Here is a 4,802-nt window from a genome sequence, read left to right on the forward strand (position 1 = left end):
GCGTAGGAGTGCTCGTCGTGGTCGGCGTCGTAGCCGACGATCAGGATCTTGTCGCCGGAGGCGGGCCGCTCGCCACGCCGGGCCGCCGCGATGGTGGCCTTCACGCGCCGCTCCGCCTCGGCGTGCAGCGCGCGGGCGTCCTCGCACACCGCGCTGTCGCCCTCGCCCAGCTCGCGCCACAACCGCGGGGTGACCCACAATTCGCCGATGTGGACCTGCTCGGCCAGGTCGGCGAACCCGGTGCAGTGGTCCTTGTCAGCGTGTGTGAGCACGAACGCCGCCGCTCCACGGGGACTCCTCTTCCAGCACTTATGTGTCTGATATGGGGAGAGTATCGGACACACACTGTCGGCTGGGCGGTGCGCGGATGCGCCCGTGAACGGTGGCGTAGGCCGAATCTGGTGCGGGGCCGGGCACGTACGCGCGTGGCGGTCGCGCTCTGAAGGGCACTGTGACAAAGTGCCAGGTCAGGACGCGTCGGCGTGTGCGGTCGTGCGGTGGGTCGGGGCGCTGACCAGGTGATTTCTCGCTTAGTGACGCCTCGCGGCCGGTGCCGCGGAGGCGCGAACTCTCGACGTTCCGTTCTCCCCGAAAGACGCTGCTCAGGGTCACTTTGGGCGCAGTGGAGCGGATGGAGTGAGACGGAAGCCGGCAGGTAGACAGCAGAATGCCTTGTCTGGAGCGGTTCAGGTGAGACGGACGGCGCCGCGGAGCGCTTCGAGTGAGATTGATCTTCGAATTGGCGCATTTCAAGTGAGACTGGCGAGCTTCAAATGAGACGGGTCACAAACAGCCGAAGTCGCCGCCGAGGACACCCTACCGGCCGAGCATAACTTGACCCACCATAACTGTGATTATGGTGGGTCAAGTTGCGGGGTTATCTGGTCGACTTTTGCGAGCCTTACCGCTTTATCATTACCGGTAATTCGGTAATTAGGGCAGAGTGGCTCGCGGGACTCCGGGTCGTGAGCGGGAGCCGTGGTGGATGGGGCTGGCGGGCCGGGTTATGGCTCGAAGCGGGCGATTTCCCCGATCTCGAGGGTGACGTAGACGGCGCCGTCCGGTCCGACGGTCAGGCCGTGCGGCTCGCAGTCGCGCGCCGGCAGGTCGTACTGCTCGACGTGGCCGTCCGGGGTGATGGAGCCGATGCGGCCGGTGCCCCAGGCGGTGAACCAGCACACTCCTCTAGCCAGGTCGGCGGCGATCGCATGGGGGCGGCAGGCGCGGTCGTGGAGGGGGTATTCCCGCATCCTGCCGTCCGGGGTGATGCGGCCGATCTGCCCTGCGGCGATCTCGACGAACCACAGGGCGTCGTCCGTGCCGCGGGTGATGCCGACGGGGCCTGCTTGGGCGGTCGGCAGGGGGTGGATCGTGACCTCTCCGGTGAGGCTGATGCGTCCTACCGCGTTGGCCTGGTTGAGGGTGAACCACAGCGCGTCGTCCGGCCCGGCGGTAATCGCGGAGGGGAAGGCGCCTGTGACGGGCAGCGGGAATTGGCTGGTGTGGCCGTCCGGGGTGATGCGGCCGATCTGGTCGGCGTGCATCTGCGTGAACCAGAGTGCGCCGTCGGCGCCCTCGGTGATGCCGTAGGGGCCGCCGCCCGGTGTCGGGCCGAGGAACGAGGAGGTCTGTCCGCTCAGCGTGATCCGGCCGATGCTGTGGTCCTGGCTGCGGGTGAACCACAGTGCGCCGTCGGGTCCGGTCGTGATCAGCGACGGGGCGCAGGACGCGGGTCGAGCGGGTAGCGGTCCAGATGGCCGTCGGTCGTCAGGCGGGCGATCTCGCCGGCGTGCACGAGGGTGAGCCAGAGCGCGTCGTCGGGTCCGGTGGTGATGGCGTAGGGGCCCGCGGTCGGAGCGCAGACGGGGATCCGCTTGAGCGAGGCGGTGGGGCGGGGCATGGGGCTCCGTTCGGTCGATCGGGGGGAGGCGGGTAGGTCGCGGCGGATGAGCGGATGAGCGTAGGGAACCTCGCTAACGCGACTGTTGTTGCGTTAGGATGGTGCCATGAGTATGTCTCCAGGGGCAACCGGCTTTTCGGCCGAGGATCCTGCGCCGTTTTCGACGGCGGCGGGTGCTGCGGGGCGTCGCCGTCCGGGTGGGCGCACCGGACGCGTCCGCGCGCGGGTGCTCGAGGCGGTTAGCGAGCAGCTGGTGGAGGGCGGTTTCGACGCGCTGAGCGTGGACGGTGTCGCGGAGCGCGCGGGCGTCCACCGCACTACGGTCTACCGGCGGTGGCGTGATGTGGGCGGGCTGCTCGCCGATGTCCTGGACGCGGCGAGCGACGACGACTGGGCGCCCGGGGACACCGGTTCGCTGGTGGGTGACTTGTCCGCGCTCAACGAGGAGGTTCTGGCGGCGTTGACGGCTCAGCCGCCGGTCACGATGGCGTTGATCGCGGCCTCGTTCCGCTCTGGGCAGGCCGCCGACGCGCTGCAGCGCTTCTGGGAGGACCGGTATGCGCGCTGCGAGGTCGTCGTGCGGCGGGCGGCCGAGCGCGGTGAGGTCCCCGCAGGCACAGACGCGCGGCAGGTGCTTGTTGCGGCCACTGCGCCGCTGTACCACCAGCTGGTGCTTCTGCGGACAGCGCCGGATGCGCGGCTCGCGCGGTATGCGGCTCAGGGCGCTGCGGTGGCGGCGAGCGCCGGGGTGTTCGCAGACAGGCGTGCGGAGCCGGGTGTGTGAAAGGGGGTGGGTGCTGGGCCGCCGGGGGCGCGGCGCATGCTAGAGGGATGACGGCATCCTCGCAGGGGCGCGCGGGTCGCGGCGCAGGGCAACGGGGTGGATCTCGGCCTGTTCGGGCCGGGCAGTGTCTCGTGGCGGGTGATGGCTGATCCGGCGTTCGCGATCGGGGGTCTGCGGGCGCTGTTCCTTCAGGCGCTCTATCCGCGGGCGATGGCGGGGGTGGCGCAGAACTCGGATCTGAGCGCGCCGCCTTGGGGTCGGCTGCTGCGTACCGCACGGTACGTGCACACGGTCACGTTCGGTACGAGCGAGCAGGCGCAGCGGGCCGCGGCACGGGTGCGTGCGATACACCGGGCGCTGTGGGCCGCGGATCCGGACAGCGGGGAGCGTTTCCGGCTCGACGACGTGCAGGCGTTGCTGTGGGTGCACGTGGTGGAGGCCGAGTCGTTCCTCTCCACGGCGCGGCGCGCGGGGCTGCGGCTGAGCGCGGCGGAGGTGGACCGGTATTACGGGGAGCAGGTGCGGGCCGCGCAGCTGGTGGACATCGATCCGCAGCTCGTGCCGGCCACGGCCGCGCAGGTCGCGGACTACTACGCGCGGATGCGGCCGCAGCTGCGGCTGAGCGATCAGGCTGCGCACGCCGCCCGGTTCCTGCTGTGGCCGCCGATGAGCGCGAAGGCGCAGCTCTACGGGGCGCGCGCAGGATGGCTCGCGGTCACGGGGACCGCGTTCGGGCTGCTGCCGGGCTGGGCGCGGCACCTCTATCGACTGCCGGGGCTGCCCGGCGGGGACGTGCCGCCGGCGGTGACGGCCAGGCTGCTGCGTACCGCGGCGATGACGTTGCCGACGCCGTTGCGCCGCGGCTCGCCGATCCTGCAGGAGGCACGGGCACGCGCGGCGGCGGTGGGGTATGGGTGAGCGGTTGCGGGCGACACAGATAGTCGCTGGGCCGAGCGGTTGGTTAGTTGTCCGATGAATCAACAGCGATCGGAGGGGAGAATCAACAATTCCCGCACAGGGCGATGAAAACGTGGATGAAACATCGGATCGGTCGTTGACCGTGTGATCGCAGTGGACTAGACCTCCCTCTGGCGGCGCCCGGCGCGGCGCCTTGAATCGGGATCAGGGTGTCAAGCCGGAGGTCTGGATGGTTGCACGCAATCGAAGTCGACGTCCCGCGCGCGGGCGGCTGAGGCGGCTGCTGCCCGCAGCGGCCGCCGTGCTGGCGCTGGCCGCCGCGGGCCTGTTCGCGGCTGCGGCGCCCGGGACCGCGGCTCCCGCCGCCGCGACGCTGCTGTCCCAGGGCAAGGCGGTCACCGCCTCGTCCTCCGGAGGCTGCTGCCCCGCGGCCAACGCCGTCGACGGCAACTCGGCCACCCGCTGGGCCAGCACCGCCGGCACGGACCCGCAGTGGATCTACGTCGACCTCGGCGCCACCGCGCAGGTCAGCCGGGTGCGCCTGCAGTGGGACGCCTCCTGCGCGAGCGCCTACGAGATCGATACCTCCGCCGACCACGCCACCTGGACGCGCATCTACTCCACCGCGGCGGGCAAGGGCGGCGTGGAGGACCTGACCTCGGTCAGCGGCACCGGACGGTACGTGCGCATGTACGGCACCAAACGCTGCCGCGCCGACGCGGCGCACGGCTACTCGCTGCAGGAGTTCGGGGTCTACGGCACCTTGGGCAGTGGCGGCGACACCATCCCGCCGACTCCCCCGGGCACGCCGACCCTGGTGTCAGACACCTCCAGTAGCGTCACGATCGCGTGGGGCGCGTCCAGCGACAACGTGGGCGTGGCCGGGTACGACATCTACCACGACGGGCAGCTGTGCGCGTCTGTGAACGGCAGCACCCTGACGGGCACCTGCTCGAACCTGAACCCGAACGTCTCCTACGGGTTCTACGTCAATGCCCGCGACGCGGCCGGCAACGTCTCGCAGCCCAGCGCCACCCTGCAAGTGACCACGCCGGGTTCGAGCGACCACACCCCGCCGAGCGTGCCCACCGGCGTGCACAGCATCGCGGTGAGCAACACCAGCATCACCCTGGCGTGGAACGCCTCGACCGACAACGTCGCGGTCGCCGGGTACCGGGTCTACAACGTGGTGAACGGCAC

3 protein-coding genes and 2 pseudogenes are annotated in these 4,802 nt (G+C 70.4%); 3 read left to right on the forward strand and 2 right to left on the reverse strand.

From position 1 onward, the window contains the following. Nucleotides 1-272 (reverse strand): annotated as a pseudogene (locus VFB40_RS24375) (hypothetical protein); the annotation flags it as partial. A gap of 732 nt (nucleotides 273-1,004) precedes the next feature. Continuing rightward, nucleotides 1,005-1,900 (reverse strand): annotated as a pseudogene (locus VFB40_RS28680) (Vgb family protein). 112 nt (nucleotides 1,901-2,012) lie between these two features. On the opposite strand from VFB40_RS28680, the gene VFB40_RS24390 reads away from it, so the two are divergent. From VFB40_RS24390 to VFB40_RS24400, 3 genes are all read left to right on the forward strand, one after another. After that, nucleotides 2,013-2,684, forward strand: coding sequence for a TetR/AcrR family transcriptional regulator (locus VFB40_RS24390; protein WP_324854577.1), 672 nt, complete (start codon nucleotides 2,013-2,015; stop codon nucleotides 2,682-2,684). A 141-nt stretch (nucleotides 2,685-2,825) separates the two neighbouring features. After that, entirely contained in the window at nucleotides 2,826-3,602 is a 777-nt protein-coding gene (locus VFB40_RS24395; protein ID WP_324854573.1) for an oxygenase MpaB family protein, read from the forward strand. 229 nt (nucleotides 3,603-3,831) lie between these two features. Continuing rightward, the coding region (locus VFB40_RS24400; RefSeq protein WP_324854575.1) for a discoidin domain-containing protein at nucleotides 3,832-4,802 on the forward strand (971 nt) is incomplete at its 3' end.

Origin of the sequence: Actinocrinis sp. (genome assembly GCF_035650855.1) — a bacterium.
Lineage (GTDB): Bacteria > Actinomycetota > Actinomycetes > Streptomycetales > Catenulisporaceae > Actinocrinis.